General features: G+C 68.5%; 18 protein-coding genes and 1 tRNA gene. 5 read left to right on the forward strand and 14 right to left on the reverse strand.

What is annotated here, in order from left to right; all coding sequences use genetic code 11:
• Positions 1–23 precede the first annotated feature (23 nt).
• The 5 genes from LVY72_RS01705 to LVY72_RS01725 all read right to left on the reverse strand — a co-directional run bounded on the left by LVY72_RS01705 (position 24) and on the right by LVY72_RS01725 (position 5,262).
• Positions 24–623: a rhomboid family intramembrane serine protease gene (locus tag LVY72_RS01705; RefSeq protein WP_237817717.1), complete on the reverse strand. Its 600-nt coding sequence runs from the start codon at positions 621–623 to the stop codon at positions 24–26.
• Positions 623–1,861, reverse strand: coding sequence for a threonine ammonia-lyase (gene ilvA, locus LVY72_RS01710; RefSeq protein WP_237817718.1), 1,239 nt, complete (start codon positions 1,859–1,861; stop codon positions 623–625). The genes LVY72_RS01705 and ilvA overlap by 1 nt, the downstream gene beginning before the upstream one ends.
• A complete protein-coding gene (locus tag LVY72_RS01715) occupies positions 1,861–3,162 on the reverse strand; it encodes an AI-2E family transporter (protein ID WP_237817719.1) in 1,302 nt (433 codons plus the stop codon). Before LVY72_RS01715 ends, ilvA begins: the two co-directional genes overlap by 1 nt.
• 80 nt (positions 3,163–3,242) lie before the next feature.
• Positions 3,243–4,178, reverse strand: coding sequence for an aldose 1-epimerase family protein (locus tag LVY72_RS01720; RefSeq protein WP_237817720.1), 936 nt, complete (start codon positions 4,176–4,178; stop codon positions 3,243–3,245).
• A gap of 244 nt (positions 4,179–4,422) precedes the next feature.
• Positions 4,423–5,262 (reverse strand): Bax inhibitor-1/YccA family protein, encoded by an 840-nt coding sequence (locus tag LVY72_RS01725; protein WP_237817721.1) that lies wholly within the window; start codon positions 5,260–5,262, stop codon positions 4,423–4,425.
• Positions 5,263–5,533: 271 nt separating this feature from the next.
• Here LVY72_RS01725 and LVY72_RS01730 point away from each other — a divergent pair, with 271 nt between their 5' ends.
• The 5 genes from LVY72_RS01730 (at position 5,534) to LVY72_RS01750 (ending at position 10,118) form a co-directional block, all read left to right on the forward strand.
• A complete protein-coding gene (locus LVY72_RS01730) occupies positions 5,534–5,830 on the forward strand; it encodes a GroES family chaperonin (protein ID WP_237818155.1) in 297 nt (98 codons plus the stop codon).
• A gap of 198 nt (positions 5,831–6,028) precedes the next feature.
• Complete coding sequence (locus LVY72_RS01735) at positions 6,029–7,354, forward strand: branched-chain amino acid ABC transporter permease (RefSeq protein WP_237817722.1); 1,326 nt, start codon at positions 6,029–6,031, stop codon at positions 7,352–7,354.
• Positions 7,355–7,366: 12 nt separating this feature from the next.
• Complete coding sequence (locus tag LVY72_RS01740; protein WP_237817723.1) at positions 7,367–8,347, forward strand: branched-chain amino acid ABC transporter permease; 981 nt, start codon at positions 7,367–7,369, stop codon at positions 8,345–8,347.
• Complete coding sequence (locus LVY72_RS01745; RefSeq protein WP_237817724.1) at positions 8,344–9,354, forward strand: ABC transporter ATP-binding protein; 1,011 nt, start codon at positions 8,344–8,346, stop codon at positions 9,352–9,354. Before LVY72_RS01740 ends, LVY72_RS01745 begins: the two co-directional genes overlap by 4 nt.
• Positions 9,351–10,118: an ABC transporter ATP-binding protein gene (locus LVY72_RS01750; RefSeq protein ID WP_237817725.1), complete on the forward strand. Its 768-nt coding sequence runs from the start codon at positions 9,351–9,353 to the stop codon at positions 10,116–10,118. The genes LVY72_RS01745 and LVY72_RS01750 overlap by 4 nt, the downstream gene beginning before the upstream one ends.
• Positions 10,119–10,299: 181 nt before the next feature.
• Here the strand turns inward: LVY72_RS01750 and LVY72_RS01755 are convergent, their stop codons facing one another.
• From LVY72_RS01755 to eno, 9 genes are all read right to left on the reverse strand, one after another.
• Positions 10,300–11,673, reverse strand: a complete 1,374-nt coding sequence (locus LVY72_RS01755) for an ABC transporter substrate-binding protein (protein WP_237817726.1) — start codon at positions 11,671–11,673, stop codon at positions 10,300–10,302.
• Between the two features lie 397 nt (positions 11,674–12,070).
• A tRNA-Leu gene (locus LVY72_RS01760) sits at positions 12,071–12,143 on the reverse strand.
• A gap of 38 nt (positions 12,144–12,181) precedes the next feature.
• Complete coding sequence (locus tag LVY72_RS01765) at positions 12,182–12,688, reverse strand: GNAT family N-acetyltransferase (protein WP_237817727.1); 507 nt, start codon at positions 12,686–12,688, stop codon at positions 12,182–12,184.
• A 111-nt stretch (positions 12,689–12,799) separates the two neighbouring features.
• On the reverse strand, positions 12,800–14,218 hold the full coding sequence (locus tag LVY72_RS01770) for an NAD(P)/FAD-dependent oxidoreductase (RefSeq protein ID WP_237817728.1): 1,419 nt from the start codon (positions 14,216–14,218) through the stop codon (positions 12,800–12,802).
• Positions 14,219–14,320: 102 nt separating this feature from the next.
• A complete protein-coding gene (locus LVY72_RS01775) occupies positions 14,321–15,664 on the reverse strand; it encodes a S8 family serine peptidase (RefSeq protein ID WP_237817729.1) in 1,344 nt (447 codons plus the stop codon).
• Between the two features lie 51 nt (positions 15,665–15,715).
• Entirely contained in the window at positions 15,716–16,666 is a 951-nt protein-coding gene (locus tag LVY72_RS01780) for a Ppx/GppA phosphatase family protein (RefSeq protein ID WP_237817730.1), read from the reverse strand.
• Positions 16,663–17,364, reverse strand: coding sequence for a DUF501 domain-containing protein (locus LVY72_RS01785; RefSeq protein WP_237817731.1), 702 nt, complete (start codon positions 17,362–17,364; stop codon positions 16,663–16,665). Before LVY72_RS01785 ends, LVY72_RS01780 begins: the two co-directional genes overlap by 4 nt.
• Positions 17,365–17,456: 92 nt before the next feature.
• Positions 17,457–18,164 carry an FtsB family cell division protein gene (locus tag LVY72_RS01790; RefSeq protein ID WP_237817732.1) on the reverse strand — a complete coding sequence of 236 codons (708 nt, stop codon included), beginning with the start codon at positions 18,162–18,164 and terminating at the stop codon, positions 17,457–17,459.
• A 104-nt stretch (positions 18,165–18,268) separates the two neighbouring features.
• A complete protein-coding gene (gene eno, locus LVY72_RS01795) occupies positions 18,269–19,549 on the reverse strand; it encodes a phosphopyruvate hydratase (protein ID WP_237817733.1) in 1,281 nt (426 codons plus the stop codon).
• Between the last annotated feature and the right edge of the window lie 65 nt (positions 19,550–19,614).

Here is a 19,614-nt window from a genome sequence, read left to right on the forward strand (position 1 = left end):
CCCGGCCGGGCCCGCCCTCTTTGCTATGCCCGGTTCCCATCCCGGTCCCGGCGCAGCAGGACGGCGGCCAGCACTCCCCCGGCGGCGCCGAAGAGGTGGGCCTGCCAGGATACCCCGGTCCCCGCCGTCGGGAGCACGCCCCACAGCACCGAGCCGTAGAAGGCGAAGACCACCAGGGCCAGCAGGATCTGCTTCCAACTGCGGTTGTAAAATCCGCGCACCAGCAGGTACGCCAACAGGCCGAAGACGACGCCGGAAATCCCCACGGTCAGCCCGTAGCCGGTGAGCCAGACCCCCAGCCCGGAGACCAGCCAGCTGGAGGCGACCACGGCAACGAACCGGCGGACCCCCTCCAGGAAAACCAGGAAGCCCAGCACGATCAGCGGCAGGCTGTTGCCGGCCAGGTGGGTGACGTCCGCATGCAGCAGCGGCCCGAACAGCACCCCGTCCAGCCCGTCCAGCCGGCGCGGAATATTACCCAGCAGGTAGTTCATGACCCCGCCGGTGGCCAGGTCGACCAGCAGGATGGCCCACAGGACAGCGGTGAAGGCGACCAGCGTCAGCAAGCCGCGGCGGGCCTGGGCGGCCCGCGACGGTTCCTTGGCCAACACTGCGCGCGGCATCAGTGCACCACGATGGGCTGGAAGCCTTCGGCCCGCAGGTTCCGCAGCACCTGCTCGCAGTGCTCGTGCCCCTTGGTCTCGATATCGATGGTGATCGCCACGTCCCCCATGCTGATCGAGCCGCCGATCCGGGTGTGGTCCACCCGGGTGACGTTGGCGTCCGACTCGGCGATGATCCGCGAGATCTGCGCCAGCGAACCGGGACGGTCATCGAGCATCATGCGCACCGACATGAACCGGCCGGAGGCGAACAGACCGCGCTGGATCACCTTGAGCATCAGCATCGGATCGATGTTTCCGCCCGACAGGATGACCGCGGTGGTGCCGGGGTTCTCGATGACGCCCTCCATCAGCGCGGCGACGCCGACGGCGCCGGCGGGCTCCACCACGAGCTTGGAGCGTTCGAGCAGGAAGATCAGCGCCCGGGCCAGGGCATCCTCGCTGACGGTGACCACGTCGTCGACCAGTTCCCGGATGATGGCAAACGGCAGCTGGCCGGGCCGGCCGACCGCGATGCCGTCGGCCATCGTCGAGACCTTCTTCAGCGGCACCAGCGCGTCCGCAGCCAGGGACGGCGGATAGGCGGCCGCGTTCTCGGCCTGCACCCCGATGACCTTGATCTCCCGGCCTAGCTCCCTGGCCTTGGCCTTGACCGCGGTGGCCACACCGGCCAGCAGGCCGCCGCCGCCGACGCCCATCAGGACGGTGTCCACGTTGGGGATCTGCTCCAGGATCTCCAGCCCGAGGGTGCCTTGGCCGGCGATGATGTCCGCGTTGTCGAAGGGATGGACGAAGACCGCCCCGGATTCCTCCGCGTAGCGCTGCGCCTCGGCCAGTGCCTCATCCACGTTGTGTCCGTGCAGCACCACCTCGGCGCCGTGGCCGCGGGTGGCGGCCAGCTTCGGCAGGGCCACGCCCAGCGGCATGTAGATCCGGGCCTTGATGCCCAGCCGGGCAGCGGCCACGGCGACGCCCTGGGCGTGGTTGCCGGCCGAGGCCGCCACCACCCCGCGGGCACGTTCCTCGGCCGTCAGTTTGGCCATGCGCACGTAGGCGCCCCGGACCTTGAAGGATCCTGCGCGCTGAAGGTTCTCGCACTTGAGGAACACCTCGGCCCCGACCATCCGGCCCAGCGCCCGGGACTGCTCGACGGGAGTCTCTTCAATCACACCCTCAAGCAGGTGGCGGGCCTGGACTACGTCCTCAAGGGTGACCGGCAATTGGGTCAAAGCTGTCATCAGTGGGTTCCTCTTCTCTGCTGCGCATCGGCGGCGTCGTCAGTATCGGCCGGCCGGGTCGCAGGGGCCGTTTCGGGGCTTGTTGCCGGTTGGGGTCCGGCAGCCGGTCCGGCTGCCGCGGCGGCTGCTGCCTGATCCCGTTCGCGGGCCCTGGCCGCGGCGTCGGGCGGCTGCAGCAGCACCGGATCCGTCTCCCAGGCGCGGGCCGCGATGTAGCGGACCGCGGCATTGACCATGGCCAGCACCGGCACGGAGAACAGGGCCCCCGGGATGCCTGCGACCATCGAGCCGCCGGCCACGGCCAGCACCACTGCCAGCGGATGCAGCGACACGGCCTTGCCCATGATCAGCGGCTGCAGGACGTGCCCTTCGAGCTGCTGCACCCCGAGCACGATGGCCAGCATGATCAAGGCGTTGACCCACCCGTTGGCCACCAGCGCCAGCACCACGGCAATGAAGCCGGTGACCAGCGCGCCCACAATGGGAATGAAGGACCCAAGGAAGACCAGGACGCCCAGCGGCAGGGCCAGAGGGACCCCGATGATGGCCGCGCCGATACCAATGCCGAGCGCGTCGATGAAGGCCACGAACATCTGGACCCGGATGTACTGCACCATGGACGTCCAGCCGCGCCGGCCGGCGCCATCCGCCGGCGTGCGCGCCTTCCGGGGCAGCAGCCGGACCAGGAAGGACCAGATCCGGCCGCCGTCGAACAGGAAGAAGATCAGGGTGAAGATGGTCAGCAGCATCCCGGCCAGCAGATGGCTGGCGGTGGAACCGACGGTCAGGGCGCTGGAAAAGATGGCGCTGCTGTTGTTCTGCAGCTGGCGCAGGCCTTCGGTGAGGTAGTCGTTCAGCTGTGCGGTTGTCAGGTGCAGCGGGCCCTCGGTCAGCCAGGTCTGGATCTGCACCAGGCCTTCAAGCACCTGGTCCCACAGCGCGCCGAAACCGACCACCAGTTGGCGGCCGACCAGCGAAAGGGCTCCGCCGATGAGACCGAGGAAGCCGATGATGGTGATGGCGACCGCCAGGCCGCGGGGCACCTTGGCCTTGCTCAGGAACCGGACCACCGGGCTGAGCAGCGCGGACAGCAGTGCCGCGACCATCAGGGGAATGATCAGCAGGGAGACGTAGCTGAGCAGCCAGATCAGCAGGCCGGCAACGACGACGACCAGGCCCACCCGCCAGGCCCAGGCCGCGGAAATCCGCAACGCGTAGGGGACGTCCTCCCGGGCATGGTGGGGAACGGCCCCGGGAAGGCGGCCGGGGGCGGGACGGATTTCGGGCGAAGGCCGGCTCATACGTCCAATAGTTTCACATCCGGCCCGTCATGCGCCGACGGTTATGTATTGCGTCGTCCCGGCCGCCGGAAGTGGCTGGATCAGGCCCTTTCGGGCGCCGGCGCTGCCGCAATCCCCCAGCTTCCGGACAGGCTGGCGCCGGGCTCCAGCCAGCGTAGCCCGTCCCCGCTGTTGAGGGCGTTGGCAGGGGCGGTCATGGGCTCCAGCGCCACGGCCACCGGACGGCCGGGGAAGTTGTCCGTGACGAAAACATGCACGTATGGGAATATTTCATCCTGCCAGAGGCAGACGCTGTGGCCGTCCGGGGCGGTCAACGTGCTGCGCGCCCGGCCGTCGCTGCCGCGGGCGAGGTCGGTAAACGCAGCATTGATGGACCGCCCGGCCACCTGGATCCCGGCCCGCAGGTCCATCGGACCCTCGGCGGCCACCTTACCCGTCGGGATCAGCTTCTCGTCCGAGCTCAGCCAGGAGGCGCCGGGAACGGTCAGCGTCAGCTCGCCGGTGTCGACGGCGCCCAGCCTCAGGTACGGATGCGCACCGAAGGCCGCCGGCGCAGGCTCCGGCGAAAGGTTGATCAGGCTCTGGGTGACGGTCAGCCCGCCGTCGCCGTCGATGCTGTAGCTGGCCTCATGCGTGAGCCGGAAGGGGTAGCCGTGCTGCGGGAAGATTTCCGCGCGCAACAGGATCGAGGCAGCCGTCCGGGACACAGGGCGGTAGCCGGTATTGCGCAGCAGGCCGTGGCTGGCATTGCCGAGCGAGGGCTCGGTGATGTCTAGTTGCTGCCGGCGCCCGTGCAGCAGCCACTGCCCGCCTGCTACCCGGTTGGGCCATGGAGCCAGCAGGATTCCCGTCGCGCCGGGCGGAATCTCTTCATCGCCAAAAGTTTCGGTCAGCTGCACACCGTCACGTTCGAACAGGCGCAGGCAGCCGGCCAGTTCGGTCACCACGGCACGGGCGCCGGCGCGGGAAATCTCGAACTGCTCGCCGGTGGCCGGCTGCGGTAGCTGAAGGCTCATGGCTCCCAGCCTATCGTTCACTGCCTCCCCCGCACGCTTCGCGCACGGGGACCCCGGGCAGCTCTCTTGCCGAGGGCCCTGCCCCGAGCGCAGCGAGGGGTGGGAGGCGGATTGGCGCTATCGTTCACTGCCTCCCCCGCACGCTTCGCGCACGGGGACCCCGGGCAGCTCTCTTGCCGAGGGCCCCGTTAAACGGCGTGCGCCCCGGTCCAGCGGACCGGGGCGCATGTGCAACGGGCGGGTGTCAGTCCTGGCCGCGCAGGATGGCGAGGATCCGCAGGATTTCCACGTACAGCCAGATGAGCGTGACCGTCAGGCCGAAGGCGGCGGTCCAGGCGAACCGGGCGTCCACGCCGGCCCTGACGCCCTCCTCGATCGCGGTGAAGTCCATGATCAGCGAGAAGGCGGCCAGCCCGACCGCCACCAGGCCGATCAGCACACCGATCGGAACGTTGATGCCCATGATCGAAATGCTGGCGCCATACGCGCCCCACTGGCTGTCGAGCACACCGAACATGACCAGGGCGAAGTTGACCAGGGAGAAGACCAGGTAACCGAGCATGGCGATCATAAAGAACTTCATGGCCTTGGGCGTGGCCCGGACCTTGCCGCTCTTGAACAGCAGCAGCGTGACCCCGAACACGCAGAAGGTACCAATGACGGCCTGCGGCGCGACGCCCGGGTACCGCGCGTCGATCACCATGGACAGCGCACCGACGAAGACGCCCTCCGCCGCCGCATAGGCCAGGATCAGGCCCTTGGACGGCTGCCGCTTGAAGGAATTGACCAACCCGAGGACCAGGCCGATGATCATGCCGGGCACCATCAGGGCCGGAACCATCCAGCCGACGACGGCACCGACGAGGACCAGAGCCAGGCAGGCCAGCGTCTTCATGATCACGTCGTCGTAGGTCATCCGGCCGGTCTGGGCCGGACCGGCGGAGGGACGGTTGTACAGATCCTGCAGCTGTTCGCTGCTGATCTGCGACTGCCCGGCCAGCACCGCCGAACCCGCCGCCGCTCCCCGCGGCTCCTTGCGGAACGCGTTGGGATTGTTGAAGACCGGGTTTCCACCGAGTGCCATTATTGTTGTCCTCCATCTGGGGGGCATCTTGGGATGATCTGGGAAAGGGCCTGGTTCAGACCCTACCAATTGCAACGATCCGGGACACCGAAACTATCCCCGTGCGGCCGCCTTGGCTCCAATCGTTGCCGTTCCTTAATCCGGCGGCCGCACCGGCCGCGGCCGGCGCCGGCACAGCGGGCTTGCCGCCAGTGGCTAGAATACAGGCGTGACCGAGAGCCATTCCCCCTCCTCCAGCCGTGATTCCGCCACCCGGAAGCTGCCCCTGCGGATGCTCCACGACCGCATCCTGGTCTCGCCGGACAAGGACGCCAGCGAGCGCCGCTCGGCCTCGGGCATCGTCATTCCGGCCACAGCGGTGATCGGCAAGCGGCTGTCGTGGGCCGACGTCGTCGCTGCGGGTCCGAACGTGCGTCAGGTAGGCGTGGGCGACCGCGTGTTGTACGACCCGGAGGACCGCGCCGAGGTGGAGGTCAACTCCAAGGAGTACATCCTGCTGCGCGAACGCGACGTGCACGCGGTGGCCCAGCCCGAAACCACCGAGAGCGGCACTGGTCTCTACCTCTGAGCGCCGCTGCGCTTGCGGCCGCCGGCGGGGCCTGGAAATTGTTCCCTAGTTGTTATCCAATCGCGATCTAAAGCGGCTGTTCCGCAACATGGCGAACACAAACCGCGGGTAACATGATCCGCACCGGTGACAAGGGTCACAGGCACGTCAGCATCTGCCGAAATCCGGCAGACACCTCACGCGGTGGAGGTTCAGAACTTGAGATCAAGGCCGAAGCTAGCCCCGTTACCCCGCTTGTTCGCAGCGCTCGTCACGCTTTTTGCAGTTCTACTTCTGTCCGCGCCGGGTGCACTTGCCCTGGCACCGGCCACATCCTCCCCCAGCCCGTCGACCAGCTCGCCTGAGGCGTACCCGAACACCATCAATGGCGTGCTGCGCAATAATGGCCAACCGGTTCCCGGCGTCACCATCCGGGCCACCGGCGAGGGGTTCAGCGGCGAGACCGTGACCTCCGCCTCGGGTGCCTGGACCATCGGGGTTCCGGTCCAGGGAACGTACCAGGTGGAACTGATCGAGAGCACGCTGCCCCAAGGCGTGGCATTGGCCCCGGGAGCGCAGAATCCCCGCACCGTGACGTTCGCCAACACCTCCAACGCCGGCGCCATCTTCCCGCTGGGCGAGGGCATCAAGGTGCAGGGGGCGAACTTCGGCGAGCAGCTCATCGAGCGCTTGGTAGCGGGGCTGAGCTTCGGTCTGCTGCTGGCGCTGGCCGCCGTCGGGCTGTCGCTGATCTTCGGCACCACCGGACTGACGAACTTTGCGCACGGCGAGATGGTGACCCTTGGCGCGGTGCTGATGTTCTTCCTGGCCGGCCTGGGCCTGCCGGCCTGGCTTGCTGCCGTGCTGGCAGTCATCGGCGGCGGCGTTTCCGGCTATGTGCAGGATGCCGGACTGTGGCGTCCGCTGCGCCGGCGCGGCACCGGGCTGGTCCCCATGATGATCGTGAGCATCGGCCTGGCCCTGGCCGCGCGGTACACCATCCAGCTGTTCTTCGGCGGCGGCACCCAGCAGCTGCCGGGGGCGCAGGGCCCCCAGATCACACTGGGCCCGGTGTCCATCGCGCAGACCACCTTGCTGTCCCTGGTCATCAGTGCGGTGGTGATCGGGCTGCTGGGCTTCCTGCTGCTGCGCACCAGGCTCGGCAAGGCCACCCGCGCCGTCGCGGACAATCCCGCATTGGCCTCGGCCTCCGGCATCGACGTCGACCGCGTCATCCGCATCGTCTGGACCGTCGGCGGCCTGCTGGCGGCCCTGGGCGGCATCCTCTGGGCCTACTACCGGCCGGGGGTCTCCTTCAACATGGGCCAGCAGGTCCTGCTGCTGATGTTCGCCGGCGTGACCCTGGGCGGGCTCGGCACCGTGTTCGGTGCACTGGTCGGCTCCGTGATCGTGGGCATCCTGGTCGAGATCTCGACGCTGTGGCTGGAGGCCGACCTGAAGTTCGTCGGAGCGCTGTTGATCATGATCATCGTCCTGCTGTTCCGGCCCCAGGGCATCCTGGGCCGTAAAGAGCGCGTGGGTTAGGAAGGAAGGTACATGGACTTTCTGAACATTCTCAGCGGGGCCCTGGGCGAGATCATCAGCCCGACCACCGCCGCCTACGCGCTGGGGGCCCTGGGCTTGGCCGTGCACTTCGGCTACACGGGCCTGCTGAACTTCGGCCAGGCCGGCTTTATGGCCATGGGCGCCTATGGGCTGGCCATCTCCACCCTCACCTTCAACGCTCCGTTCTGGGTAGGTGTGCTGGTCGGCCTGGTCTTGTCGGTCCTTTTCGCCTTCCTGCTCGGCATCCCCACACTGCGGCTGCGGGCGGACTATCTGGCCATCGTGACGATCGCCGCCGCCGAGATCATCAGGTACGTGGTGACCACCAACCGGCTAACCGACATCACCGGCTCAGCCGGCGGCCTCAACGGCTTCACGAACGGCTTCTACGCCCTGAACCCGTTCCCCGAAGGCAGGTACAACCTGCTCTTCGTGACGCTGAGCTACCGTGATCTCTGGGTGCGGGTCGCGGCCTGGGCGCTGGTTGCATTGTGCTGTGTCCTGGTCTGGCTGCTGATGCGCAGCCCGTGGGGTCGCGTGCTCAAAGGGATCCGCGAAGACGAGAACGCCGTGCGGTCCCTCGGCAAGAACGTCTACTCCTACAAGATGCAGTCGCTCGTCATCGGCGGCATGTTCGGTGCCCTCGCCGGCATCCTGTTCACCCTGCCGCGCAGTTCGGTCCAGCCAGCCAACTACGGCACGGAGCTGACCTTCTTCCTGTGGACCTGCCTGCTGCTCGGCGGAGCTGCCACAGTCCTCGGGCCCGTGCTGGGCGCCATGATGTTCTGGGTGGTCCTGTCGCTCACCCAGGGCCTGCTCTTCGGCGCCATCGAGGCGGGGTACATCACCTTCATCACCACCACCCAGGCCGGGCAGCTGCGCTTCATCATGGTCGGCGTCGCGCTCATGTTGCTGATGATCTTCCGGCCGCAAGGCGTCTTGGGCAACAAAAAGGAGATGGCGTTCACATGAGCGACGGCACCGGCGCCCCGGAGACGGGCGACTACATGACGGACACCCGCCCCATCGCCCAAGGCGAGGCCGGGCCCGGCTGCCGGAAGCGGGACCCGATCGTGGTGGCCAAGCAGGTGACCCGCCGCTTCGGCGGCATCAATGCCGTAGACGTGGACTATCTGGAGATCCCCCGGCACAAGATCACCGCCCTGATCGGCCCCAACGGCGCCGGCAAGACCACCTTCTTCAACCTGCTCACCGGATTCGACCAGCCCAACAGCGGGGAATGGACCTTCGACGGCCACCCGCTCTCCGGGGTCTCCTCCTACAAGGTGGCACGCATGGGCATGATCCGCACCTTCCAGCTCACCAAGGTGATGGGCAAGCTCACGGTCCTGGAGAATATGCGTCTGGGCGCCGCCGACCAGCCCGGCGAAAGGCTGTTCAAGGCCCTGTTCAGGAACCTCTGGGGCGGACGGGAACGGGAGATCACCGAGCAGGCCAATGTCCTGCTGCAGAAGTTCAAGCTGGACACGAAGCGGGACGACTATGCGGCCTCGCTGTCCGGCGGCCAGCGCAAGCTGCTGGAGATGGCCCGGTCCTTGATGGCCCGGCCCAAGCTGGTCATGCTGGACGAGCCGATGGCGGGCGTCAACCCGGCACTGACCCAGTCGCTGCTGGAACACATCAAGAACCTCAAGGCCGAAGGCATGTCGGTGCTCTTCGTCGAGCACGACATGCAGATGGTCCGCTACATCGCCGACTGGGTGGTGGTGATGGCCGAGGGCAAGGTCGTGGCCGAGGGCCCGCCGGCGGAAGTCATGAAGGACCAGGCCGTCATCGACGCTTACCTGGGCGCCCACCACGACGTCGACCTCGGCGAGACCGAAGGCGTGCAGGCACTCGAAGCGGAACTGGCCCGGGACGACGAATCGGTGGTCGGCACCGAAGACGAAGGAATCATCGGCCAGCACCTCACCGAGCAGGACGGCCGCGCAGAGGACAGCGGAAAGGACGAGGGATGAGCACAGCAGCGACCGGACCCGCAGCGGCGGAGGCGGGAACCGAGTCCGTCGTCAAGGTGACGGACCTGGTGGCCGGCTACCTGCCCGGGGTCAACATCCTCAACGGCTGCAGCATCGAGGCGCGCCAGGGCGAGCTGATCGGTATCATCGGCCCCAACGGGGCCGGCAAGTCCACGCTGCTGAAGGCCATGTTCGGCCTGGTGAAAGTCCATTCCGGTTCCGTGGTGGTCCGCGGCCAGGATCTGACCGGGCTCAAGGCCAACAAGCTGGTCAGCCGCGGCCTCGGGTTCGTGCCGCAGACCAACAATGTCTTCTCGACGCTGACCATCGAAGAGAACCTGCAGATGGGCATGTTCCAGCGGCCGAAGGATTTCAAGGAACGCTATGACTTCGTCACCGGACTGTTCCCGGAGCTGGGCAGGCGCCGGCTGCAGCGGGCCGGTTCGCTCTCCGGCGGCGAACGCCAGATGGTGGCCATGGGCCGGGCGCTGATGATGGAACCGGCCGTGCTGCTGCTGGACGAGCCCTCCGCGGGCCTGTCCCCCGTGCGGCAGGACGAAACCTTCCTGCGGGTCCACGAGATCAACCGGGCCGGGGTCTCGGTGATCATGGTCGAGCAGAACGCCCGCCGCTGCCTGCAGATCTGTGACCGCGGCTATGTGCTCGACCAGGGCCGGGACGCCTACACCGGCACCGGGCGCCAGCTGCTGAAGGACCCGAAGGTGATCGCGCTGTACCTCGGGACCCTGGCAGACTCCGCCTAAGCTCGTCCCGCCCCTCTCCCCGCCAACTTGGGCGGGATAGTTGCTGTTTTCGAGGCGCAGAACAGCACCTATCCCGCCCAAGTTGCGTGGTGAGAGCAGCTATTCCTCGGCTTAACGCAGCAGGCCCCCGCTGGTGGCGGAGGCCTGCTGGGTCAGTGCGAGTGACGGGAGGAAAGATTGTTTAGAGCTTGCCGAACTCTTCGCGGATGGGCTTCGGCACGTTGTTGGCGTCGTACTTGTAGATGCCGATGTACGCCTCGGTCGGGTCACCGTTCTTGTCGAAGGTGACAGGACCGGAGATGCCGTCGTAGTCGATGTCCTTGCCTTCGCGGAGCAGCGTCACGCAGGCGGCGAAGTCGTAGCACTTCTCCCCGTCCTCAGTGACTGCCTGCATCTGCTTGGCGATCGCCTTGCCGTCGGTGCTGCCGGCGGCTTCAGAAGCCAGCGCCACGATAGTGGTTGCATCGTAGGCCTCGCCGGCGTACGCGTAGTCGGTCAGCTTGGAATCGACGGTGGCCAGCCGCTTGCGGAACTCGTCCTTGGCGAAGGTGCCCGGGATGGTGCCCTGGGCCCCCTCCATGGTGCCCTTGTCCAGGTCCTTGCTCATGTCCGCGGTATTGCCGTCCACCAGGAAGAGCTGGTCCGCCTTGATGCCCTTGGCCAGCAGCAGCGGTGCGATGCTCTTGATTTCCTCGAAGGTGATCAGGGCGACGGCGTCCGGCTTGGCCGCCACAATGGCGTCCACCTGGGAGCCGAACTGGGAGTCGCCGGTGTTGAACATCTCTTCGGCCACCACCTGGCCGCCGGCCTGGGTGAAGGCCTCCTTGACGTTCTTCTGCAGGCCGGTGCCGTACGGGTCATTGAGCACAATCATGCCCAGCGTCTGGGCGCCGCAGGAGATCATGTAGCTGCCGAGGGTGCGGCCCTGCAGCACATCGGAAGGCGCGGTGCGGAAGTACAGCCCGTTGTCGTCGTAGGTGGAGAATGCCGGCGAGGTGTTCGCCGCGGAGATCTGGACGACGCCGGCCTTGGTGATCTGGTCGATGACGTTCATCGACACACTCGAGGAGGCGGCGCCGACAATCGCGTTGACCCCCTGGCTGAGCAGGTTCGTCACGGACTGGGTGGCGATGTCCGTGGTGGTGTCGCCGGAATCGCGGTGGACCACCGACACGTCCTTGCCCAGGACGCCGCCGGCGGCGTTGATGTCCTTGATGGCCAGGTTGACAGCGGCGATTTCCGGCGGGCCGAGGTAGGCCAGCGTTCCGGTGGTCGGCAGCAGCGTACCGAACTTCAGCGGGGTGTCCGTGGAGCCTTTCGACGCCGGCACCTGGTCCGGGTTGCCGGTGGGATGTTCGGTGGACTGGGCCCCCGGGCCGCTGGACGGGCAGGTGAGGCCGGCCGCCGCGCCCGAAGTGCTGCCGTTGGTGGGAGCGGACGTCCCGCCTCCGCACGCGGATGCGAAGAGCGCTATCCCGAGTCCCAGTGCAGCGAACCTGCCGGCCCGGGCGGAATTGCTGCCGCCGGAGGGCACTGCCATGCGTGTCGCAGTCATATAGCGTTCTCCTCGATCCAAAAGTCGGCCAACACTTGGCTCCGGCCCTCGGGCTGAGCCGCATACCGTAAAAATGAACCTAGTGCATAATCCGGCGAAAAATAAGGCGTTTGGGTCACATCCTTGTAACGCTCGCCACCGGTCCATTTGCGCAGGTCCACCGCGAGTTAACCGTTGACGCAGCGGCGCCCTCATGCGGCGTGGAAAGAACCCGGCTGACCGGCTGAAGCCGCCGTCGGGCCACCCGGATTCCACTCCGGGCAGCGGTTCGAATGCAGGAGACACGCTGCATTATGAACCGCTGCACGCATTACGGCCGGAACGTCGTCGAGGGATGCCGCTTCCCGTCCCGAAAGGTCGCGTTGCCCGCTCACCGGGGCTCCGCGGGACGGTGTTGTGCCCCAGCAGGGACTCGAACCCTGACTGTGAAGATTTTAAGTCTCCTGCCTCTGCCATTGGGCTACTGGGGCCGGACCGCAAGGTCAGTGACAAGCGTACTCGATGCGCCCTACAGGTCGTTGAACGGAGCCGCGTAGCGGAAGAGGCCGGCCGGGACATCCGCAGCCAGCGGCAGCGCCATAAAATGCCCGCCCCAGGCCGGATCCGGGGCCAGGATGCCCAGTTCGGCGGCCGGGCGGTAGCCGAACCGCGGGTAATAGCCAGCGTGTCCGAGCAGGACAATCACCCGCTCCCCCAGCTCCGCTGCACGCCGGCTGGTCTCGGCCAAAAGGGCCGCCCCGATCCCACGCCGCTGCCATTCGGGGAGCACGGCCAGGGGCCCGAGTCCGAGTGCCGGCTCGCGGCCGATCCAGCCGCGGGTGGTGATGCAATGCCCGACGACCGCGTGGGCCTGCTCGGCGACGATGGACAGTTCAGGAATGTACTCTTCGGCGGCAAACAACGCGGCCAGCAGCGCCGGCTCGGGCGGGGCCGCGCCGTCCTGGGTGCCGAAGGCCCGGCCGGCGAGCCGCAGGATGGCTGCCCGGTCGCCGGGGCGTTCGCTTCTGAGTTCCACCGTTGAAGTACAGCCGCTGCCGGCCCGGAATGCAACGACGGCGGGGACGGGCGCCGCTGCTGCGGCACCGGTCCCCGCCGTCACGGCGGACTGGGTCCGGACGGGAGCGCGCTACTTGCTCCCGGCCTTGGCCTTTCCGGTGTCCTTGCCCTCGGCGGGCTTGGGTGCCGGGGTGGCGGCGGTGCGGAAGGCGCGGTACGGGGTTTCGATGTCGCTGATCTCGGTGGTGTCGCGGCCGAGGACGCCGTTGAGGGCCCAGTCGGCCATGACGCGGATCTTGCGCTCCCAGGTGGGCATGGCGAAGCCGTGGTAGCCGCGGTGGGCCAGCCAGGCCAGCGGGCCCTTGAGCTTGATGCCCATGACCTTGGCCACGCCCTTGTTCAGGCCGAAGCCGGCCACCGCGCCGAGGTTCTGGTGCTTGTACTCGGTCACCTGGCCCACGCCCCAGCGTTCGGCCAGGATGTTCTTGGCCAGGTGCTTGGCCTGGCGCACCGCGTGCTGGGCGTTGGGCACGCAGTACCCGCCCACCCCGCCGCCGGTCAGGTCCGGCACCGCCGCGACGTCGCCGGCGGTCCAGGCGCCCTCGACCGGCCGGCCCTCGGCATCGATGATGCGCAGCTCGGCGTTGGCGGTGACCCGGCCGCGCGGATCCAGGTTGAAGCCGAAGTGGCGCACCACCGGGTTGGCCTGCACGCCGGCGGTCCACAGCAGGGTGTCGGCCTCGAAGGACTGCGCCGGGGACTTGTCCGGCATGTTGATCAGGTCCATTTTCCCGTCCACGGCCGAGGCCAGGGAGGTGTTCAGCAGCACCTCGATGCCGCGGGAGCGCATGTGCTCGACCACCCATACGGCCTGTTCCTCGGTGACCTCGGGCATGATCCGGCCCATCGCCTCGACCAGCACGAAGCGCAGGTCCGAACGCTTCAGCCGCGGGTTGTGCTCCACGGCCTTGCGGGCCATGTCCTCGATCTCGGTCATCGCCTCGATCCCGGCGAAGCCGCCGCCGACCCCCACGAAGGTCAGGGCGCGGGCGCGCTCGGGGCTGCCCTCGGGCAGCACGGAGCCGGCCTCAATCCGGCCCAGCACGGTGTTGCGCAGCTCGAGCGCCTCCTCGATGGTCTTCAGGCCGATGCCGTTCTCGGCCAAGCCCGGGATCGGGAAGGTCCGGGTCACCGCGCCGGCGGCCACCACCACGTCCTGGTAGGGCAGTTCGAAGGACACGCCGTCGGCGGACTCGATGGTTGCGGTGCGCGCCTCGTGGTCAAGGGCGGTGACCGAGCCGGTGATGACCTCGGTCTGCTTCAGGTGCATCCGGTGCGAGACCACCGCGTGCCGGGATTCGATCGAGCCGGCCGCCACCTCGGGCAGGAACGGCTGGTAGGTCATGTAGGGCAGCGGGTCCACCAGGGTGACGATCCCGCCGTGGGACTTGACCTTCTTCTGGAGTTTCAGGGCCACATAAAGGCCGACATAACCGCCGCCGACCACCAGGGTGCGGGGACGGTCCGAGAGCGCAGGGGTAGGTGCCATGCACGCCAGTATAGACGCTTTTGTGAAAATTTTCACGAGCTGGTCCGGCGGGCAACCGGACCCCGGACGGCGGGTGCTGCCAGCGGCGGTCTCCGCGTGATGTCAGGGCTTTTCCCGTTGCGTCCCGCCGGCCGTCCCGGTCCCCGCTTTCGCGGCAGCCTGCCGGCGCGCCCGCAGTGTCTGCTGCACGCCGAGCCCGGCGACCAGCAGGATCAGCGCGCCGAAGCCCACCACGACGACGGCGGGCAGCACCCCGCCTTCCAGCCGCGGCGCGACGGCGACCGGCGTGGTCGGTTCCGGGATCGGGGGCCGGGTCGAATGCGTGGCGGGGGCACTGGGCTCGGCCGGGGCGGGCTGCCCCCGCCGGTGCACGGTAATCCACTGGGCGATGGACCCCAGCGGGTTCCCGGTAGTCTCGGGCACATCCGCATTCAGCGCCGCGGCCGCGTCCAGGATGCCGAAGCCGTAGATCGGGTCGTGGCCGGCCGCCCCGGCGTCCCGGGAGGTGGAAATGATGCGGTTGATCACCTGTGCGGCGCTCATTTGCGGGTACTTGGCGCGGATCAGCGCGGCGACGCCGGACACCAGCGGCGCGGCCCCGGAGGTGCCGGACCACTCCGCGTACAGGCCGCCAGGCAGCCCGCCGACCAGGTCCTCGGCCGGCGCCGCGACGCCGATCACGATGCTCTGCGACGAGGCGTCCCGGCTGGCATTCCCCTGCCGGTCCAGGCCGGCGACGGTGAGCACGCCCGGAATGGTGGCCGGTGCACCGGACTGGAAGGTGCCCCCGGCGCGGTTGCCCGCGGCGGCGACGATCACCACGTCCTTCTGCTCGGCGTAAAGGAAGGCGCTGTCCCAGCTCTGCGGCCACGAGGTGGTGGAACTGGTCAGCGACATGTTGATCACCTTGGCGCCGTGGTCCACGGCCCAGCGCACCGCCGCCGGAATCTGTTCGTCCACGCCCACGCCCGCCGGGTTCTCCGACCCCAGCCAGGTGGACACGGCCAGCAGTTCGGCCCCGGGGGCCACACCGAGGACGCCGTCGGTCTTGGCCCCGTCCTTGTCCGGTTCCGGAGTGTGGCCGCGCCCGGCCAGCAGGGTCGCCACCAGGGTGCCGTGCTCCGGCGTCGCCCCGATGCCTTCCTGGCCGTTCGGCTTTCCGGCGCCGGACATGTCCGCCCCGCCGACCACCACGCCCTTCAGGTCCGGATGGCTGCCATCCACGCCGCTGTCGATGACGGCGACCTTGACGCCCTCGCCTTTGGTGGTCTTCCAGGCCTCGCGGATGCCGTAGGCATCCAGCCAGTACTCCTTATCCTGCACCTCGTCCGCGGCGGCGGCCGGGGCCAGGACCAGACCCGAGACCAGGGACAGGATCACGCCGCAGGCCAGTGCCGCCGCGCGTACCGCGCGATAACGCTCTGCTCGGCTTCGGCTGCTGGGCATCGTCTCTCTCCTCGTCCGCCCGGAGGGGGCGCGTCTGCCGCCGGCCATGCTTCAGCGGCCAGCAGTCGGTACCGCACTCAGGGCGATTCCATCCAGAATATCGTGCTCGCTGGTGGTGCACCCGTCCACGCGGCCGCCGGTCAGTTCCGCGACCCGGGCGTTGATCGTGCGCCAGATCAGGGCCCCTGCCCCAATCACGTCCACGCGGCCCGGATGCATGTAGGGCAGCGCCGCCCGCTGGCTGCGGGTCATGTTGATCAGCGAGGTGCAGGCGGCGGCGGTACGGGCCCCGTCCAGCTCGGTACCGTGGATGACATCGGGCCGGTATTCCTCCAGGCCCAGGGCATGGGCGGTGACCGTGGTGACCGAACCGGCCACACCGACCAGCCGGTCGGTGGAGCCGAGCGGCACCTCGGCCAGGACCTCGTCCAGGTACGCGTTGATGTCCGCCTCGGCGGCAGCGATCTCCGCGGCCGACGGCGGATCCTGCTTCAGGTGTCGTTCGGTAAAGCGGACGCAGCCCATGTCCACGCTTCGCGCGGCCTGGACGCCGTCGGCCGTGCCCAGGACGAACTCGGTGCTGCCGCCGCCCAGATCCACCACCAGGATCCGCTGCCCCGGCTGCGGGGTTAGCACGCTGGCCGCGCCGGCGAAGGACAGCGCCGCCTCCTCGCCGCCGCTAATGACCTCCGGCTCCACCCCCAGCCGGTCCCGGATGCCGTCCACGAAAACCTGCCGGTTGGCGGCGTCGCGGGTGGCCGACGTCGCGACGAACCGCAGGCGCTCGGCACCGTGGCTGCGCAGCAGCTGCGCATATTCCTCCGCGGCCGCGAAGGTGCGCGCCAGCGCGTCCTCGGCAAGCATGCCCGTCGCGTCCACGCCCTGGCCGAGCCGGACCACCTTCATCAGGCGCACGACGTCGGTGAGGCCGGCGCCGTTAGTGTCGGCAATGAGCAGGCGGATCGAGTTCGTCCCGCAGTCGATGGCACCTACACGGGTCACTGGGCGTCCTTTTCGTTCGTCGGGTCCGGGCGGTCTCCGGCCGGTTCGGCGGCGGCCGACTCTGGACGTGCCTGGCGCGCGGCGCGCTTGGCCTCCAGTTCTTCCGGGGCCAGGCCCTGGGTCTTGGTGTGCCGGCTCAGGTCCCGCGACGGCGGCTGGCCCTGGACGTCCCAGGCGCCGTCGCAATAGCAGCGGTCCCGGGTCCACCACTCGGCGATGCGCTCCAGCGCCTCGTCACCCAGCGGGTTCACTCCCGGCCCGGCGGCGAGGGAGTGCCCCACGAGCACATGCAGGCACTTGACCCGCTCCGGCATCCCGCCGGCCGAGACACCGGCGATCTCCGGCACGTCGCCGACGCCGCTGCGCGCACCGATTTCGTGGCGCGCCTGCAGGTAGGCTTCGTGGGCGCCGCGGTAGGCGCCGGCCAGCTCCGGGTCCCGGGCGAGCCGCTCGGTCATCTCGGTCATGACCCCGGCCGCCTCGAGCCGGGAGACCGCCGCAGTGATCACCGGGTGGGTCAGGTAGTACGTGGTGGGGAACGGGATTCCGTTGCCCAGCCGGGGTGCGGTCGTGGCCACCAGCGGATTGCCGCAGACACAGCGGGCGCCGATTTCCACCACGTCCCTGACCGGCCGGCCGAGCTGGCGGCTGAGGGTCTCCAGGTCCTGGGGCGTGGGTGTGCGCTGGGCGATGTCCATGGCGCGGTCCTTCCTAGCTGTGCGGCCGGCGGATCCGGCCAGGGGTGCGCCGGTGGTCCGGCCACGGGCGCAGGTGGCGCCGGGACGGCAGGTTACCTGGCCGCCGGCGAGTCGGTTGCCGAGCGTTTGACGGAGTCCCACAGCGCATCCACCCAGGGCAGGTCCGACGGCGCGGACTTGGAGGCATGTTCCTTGGATTCGCTCAGTCCCTCGGTACCGGTGACCATGTACCGCGTTTCACCCGGCATTACATAGAATATGCGATCCCGCGCCTGCTGCTTGATGTACTCCGGATCGTCCCAGCGGGCGATCTCCTTCTTCAGCTGGGCCTGGGCCGCCTGCTCCTGTTCGATATCGGCCCGCAGCTTGGAGATCGCCGAGCGCTGCTCGATGAATACCCGCATCGACGGGGCCAGCAGGACGGTGATGGTGATCAGGACGACGGCCAGGGCCAGCATCCGGCCGGAGAAGGCCTTCGCCGGGACGGGCTCGACGGCGTGTCCGGCCACCTGCCGGCCGCCGGGCGCCGGACGCACCGGCCGTGCCTGTCCCTGCGGCCGGCGGATGGCGCCGGCCAGTTCACTACGCTCGGCCGCGCGGGCCTGGGCCGGCGTGGGCCTGGCGTCCGGGGTCCGCCGGCGGCTGAACTCGGGACGGATGACCCGCGCCGCCGGCCGGTCCCGGTCCGCCGCAGTGCTTCCGGTCCCGTCCGCAGAGGCGGCCCGCGCGGCGGAGGTTTCCGCGGTTCCGCTGCCGTCCGGGCGTGCTGCCCGCGGCACTCTGGGACGTCGGGTGGTCATTGAGCTCCTCGAACGGCTCAGGTCATGAACCGCTGGACTTAAAACGTCTTATGCAGGGAAGCGCAAGCTTCCCTGCATAAGACAATAACCCAGCTGCCCGGGGATCAGGCTTTGAAACGCGGGAAAGCCGACGTACCCGCATAGCGGGCGGCGTCGTCGAGCTCCTCCTCGATGCGCAGCAGTTGGTTGTACTTGGCCACCCGCTCGGAACGGGCCGGTGCACCGGTCTTGATCTGGCCGGCGTTGGTGGCCACGGCGATGTCCGCGATGGTGGTGTCCTCGGTCTCGCCGGAGCGGTGCGAGGTGATCGTGGTGTAGCCGCTGCGCTGGGCCAGGGACACCGCCTCCAGGGTCTCGGTCAGGGAACCGATCTGGTTGACCTTGACCAGCAGCGAGTTGGCGGTGCGCGAATCGATGCCCTGCTGCAGGCGCTCGGGGTTGGTCACGAACAGGTCATCGCCGACCAGCTGGACCTTGTCCCCCAGCTCGGCGGTCAGCTGTGCCCAGCCGTCCCAGTCGGACTCGTCCAGCGGGTCCTCGATGGAGACCAACGGGTAGTCGGCCACCAGCTGTGCGTAATAGGCGCCCATCTCGGCGGCCGACAGGGCCTTGCCCTCGAACTGGTACGCGCCGTCCTTGTAAAACTCCGAGGACGCCACGTCCAGGGCCAGCGCAATGTCCTTGCCCGGGGTGTAGCCGGCGCGGGTGATGGCCTCGGAGATCAGGTCCAGTGCCGCACGGTTGCTCGGCAGGTTCGGGGCGAAGCCGCCCTCGTCGCCCAGGCCGGTGGACAGGCCCTTCTCATTGAGCACGGACTTGAGGCTGTGGTAGACCTCCACGCCCCAGCGCAGGCCCTCGGAGAAGGTGGCCGCACCCAGCGGAACCACCATGAACTCCTGGATGTCCACGTCCGAATCGGCGTGCGAGCCGCCGTTGAGGATGTTCATCAGCGGCACCGGCAGCACGTGCGCGTTCGGTCCGCCCAGGTACTTATACAGCGGCAGGTTGGCCGACTCGGCGGCGGCGCTGGCCACGGCCAGGGAGACGCCCAGGATGGCGTTGGCACCGAGGTTGGACTTGTTCGAGGTGCCGTCCAGGTCGATCATCGTCTGGTCGATCAGGCGCTGGTCGGTGGCATCCAGGCTCAGCAGCGCGGGCTGGATGGTGTCGATGACAGCCTCGACGGCCTGGGAGACGCCCTTGCCCTGGTAGCGGTTCTTCTCGCCGTCGCGGCGTTCCACGGCTTCGAAGGCGCCGGTCGACGCGCCGGAGGGAACCGCGGCGCGGCCCATCGAACCGTCGGAGAGCAGCACCTCGACCTCAACCGTGGGGTTGCCGCGGGAATCGAGGATTTCGCGCGCGTGGATGGCATCAATAAGCGCCATGGAGTAGCTCCTGTTCATTGGAACGTCTTTGCATTCACTTCACGACAAGCCGCGTGAGAGCACTG

This window comes from Arthrobacter hankyongi, from assembly GCF_022012395.1.
Lineage (GTDB): Bacteria > Actinomycetota > Actinomycetes > Actinomycetales > Micrococcaceae > Crystallibacter > Crystallibacter hankyongi.